The following is a 2,480-nucleotide window of genomic DNA, read 5'->3' as shown; positions in this document are numbered from 1 at the left end:
ACCATCCGGGCCAGGCGGGGGTGGACCGGCAGCGCCAACATGTTCCGGCCGAGCGGGGTGAGTCCGCCGCGGTCGGGGTCGATCGCGTGGAGACCGATCAGGAGTTCACGGGCCTGACGCAGCGCGGCCGTCGGTGGTTCGTCGATGAACGTCAGGTCGCCGGTCGGGCGATCCGGTTCCGCGCCGACCCCCCACGCGGCGAGTTCGAGTGCGAAGCCGGCGAGATCGGCCTGCAGGATCTCCGGGCTCCGGTGGCGCGCACGCGTGCCGTGCTCGAGCTTGCTCCACAGCCGATACGCCGCTCCGGGTTCGGTGCGCCCGGCCCGACCCGCACGTTGCTCCGCGGACGCCCGGCTGGTCGACACGGTCGTCAGGCGGGTCATCCCGGTGCGCGGATCGAAGCGCGGTTCACGGGCGAGGCCCGAGTCGACCACGATCCGGACCCCATCCACCGTGAGCGACGTCTCGGCGATGTCGGTGCTGAGCACCACCCGGCGGCGACCCGGTGGCGACGGCTGCAGGGCGCGATCCTGCTCGTCCTGGGACAGGGCGCCCGCGAGCGGGAGCACGTCGACGCCGTCGCCGAGCACGTCGCGAAGTTGCTGTTGCGTTCGCCGGATCTCACCGATTCCCGGAAGAAACGCCAGCACATCGCCGTCGTGCTCACCGAGGGCCTGCACGATCGCAGCGACCATGGCGGGTTCGATCCGTTCGGCTCCGCGGCCCTGCGGCGCCCGTCGCTTCCGACCGCCGCCACCCGGCTTCGCCGACGGTGTCCGCGGCAGCCAGGTCAGGTCGATGTCGAAGGTCCGCCCCTCGCTCGCCACCACCGGCGCGTCGAGCACGCGTCCGAGGCCTTCGGTGTCGGGCGTCGCCGACATGGCGAGGATCCGCAGATCTGGTCGGATCGAACCGGCGACGTCGAGCGTGAGCGCGAGGCCGATGTCGGTCGGCAGGTTGCGCTCGTGGACCTCGTCGAAGATGATCGCCCCGACGCCCGGAAGTTCGGGGTCGCGCTGCAGTCGGCGGGTCAGGATCCCTTCGGTGACGACCTCGATGCGGGTGTCGCGCCCGATGCGGCGCTCGTCGCGGGTCTGGTATCCGACGAGGTCCCCGACCCGGGTCCCGGTCAGCGTCGCCATCCGTTGCGCGGCAGCGCGGGTCGCGAGGCGGCGCGGTTCGAGCATCACGATCCGCCGATCGCCGAGCCAGTCGGCGTCGAGCAGCGCGATCGGGATCACCGTCGTCTTGCCGGCACCGGGCGGTGCCACGAGGATCGCCCGCCGGTGTTCGGCGAGAGTGGTCTCGATCTCGGGAAGCGCCGCGAGGACGGGGAGATCGGGGAGGGGGCGACGACGCTTGCGCCCGTCGCCGGTCATGGCCGGTCGCTCACGAGGACTCGGCGCCGACGGTCGATCAGCCGAGGGCGGGCGAGCCGTGGAAGGGGACCGGGTCGCCGGCGCTGGGCAACTCGATCGACGACCACTTGGTGATCGTCGCGATCGCGTCGCACACCGCTTCCCACGCCTGCGGGTTCCAACCCTCGGCCTTCGCGTCGACGACACCGTCGACGCGGGTCAGCACGAATGCCGGGAGTTCGCTGAGTTCCATCGCCTTGACGACCTTGCGGTCCGGGTCGCAGAACACGAGGAAACGGTCGGCGAGTGGTCCGAGGAACTCGGCGGCGTCGCTCGGACCAGCGGTCACGATCATGTTGATCCGCACGTCGCATCCACGGAACTCCTCGAGCACGCGGCTTGCGGTGCGCAGGATCCACGAGGACTCGTTGGTGTACGGATCGAGGACCACCGATGCGAGGTGGAACGTCGTGAGCCACTCCATGATCGGCCGCGAGGTGCCGGCCGCACCGTTGTGCAGCGGGGTCAGGACGAGGTCGGACGGAAGCTTGATTCCCGATGTCGTTCCGGGATTGATCTCGGTGGCGGCCACGCGGCGAATGATAGCGGCGCGCCTTGACGCCGACCGCTTCTCGTGCCGTACGTTGGGACGGTGCATCCGATCGAGCATCTCCGCTACGTCGCCCGTGCCCACGGCGTCGACCCGGCGGCCCTGGTCGAGGAGACCGCTCACGCGCTGGGTTCGATGCACTTCGACCAGGCCGGGCTCGTCGTCGCATGCAGGCGGATCGTGGAGCGCCACCCGTTCACCGGCGCGCTCTGGTGGCTGTGCGCGAACGTCGCGACGTCGTCGGAACCGTTCGATGCCGTGTGGGAGCTGGCCGATGCGGTGCGATCCGACCGAACCGCATCGCAGCTTGCGGCGGCACTGCCTGACGAAGCGGACGTGGTCACGATCGGAGACCCGAGCGTCATCGGATCCGGTCTCGCCCGCCGCGGCGACGTCCGGGTGCTCGCACTCGACATCGACCATTCGGCCACGTCGTTCGTGCGTCGCCTCGAACGCTCCGACGTCGACTACGAACCGGTCGACGCCGGTGCAGCGGGCGCAGCGACGAGGGT

General features: G+C 70.6%; 3 protein-coding genes. 1 reads left to right on the top strand and 2 read right to left on the bottom strand.

Annotated features, from left to right (window positions below; genetic code table 11):
- Positions 1-1,379, bottom strand: a 1,379-nt coding sequence (hrpB, locus tag WBV89_RS19805) for an ATP-dependent helicase HrpB (protein WP_423983050.1), incomplete at its 3' end; no start/stop codon positions are given.
- Between the two features lie 37 nt (positions 1,380-1,416).
- Positions 1,417-1,950 carry a hypothetical protein gene (locus WBV89_RS19800; RefSeq protein WP_423983049.1) on the bottom strand — a complete coding sequence of 178 codons (534 nt, stop codon included), beginning with the start codon at positions 1,948-1,950 and terminating at the stop codon, positions 1,417-1,419.
- A 60-nt stretch (positions 1,951-2,010) separates the two neighbouring features.
- Here WBV89_RS19800 and WBV89_RS19795 point away from each other — a divergent pair.
- Positions 2,011-2,480, top strand: a 470-nt coding sequence (locus WBV89_RS19795; protein WP_423983048.1) for a hypothetical protein, incomplete at its 3' end; no start/stop codon positions are given.

This window comes from Ilumatobacter sp. (assembly GCF_049588435.1).
In the GTDB taxonomy this organism is placed as follows: Bacteria; Actinomycetota; Acidimicrobiia; order Acidimicrobiales; family Ilumatobacteraceae; genus Ilumatobacter_A.
The sequence above is the reverse complement of the archived record's forward strand: the minus strand, read 5'-3'. Positions and strand labels throughout refer to the sequence as shown.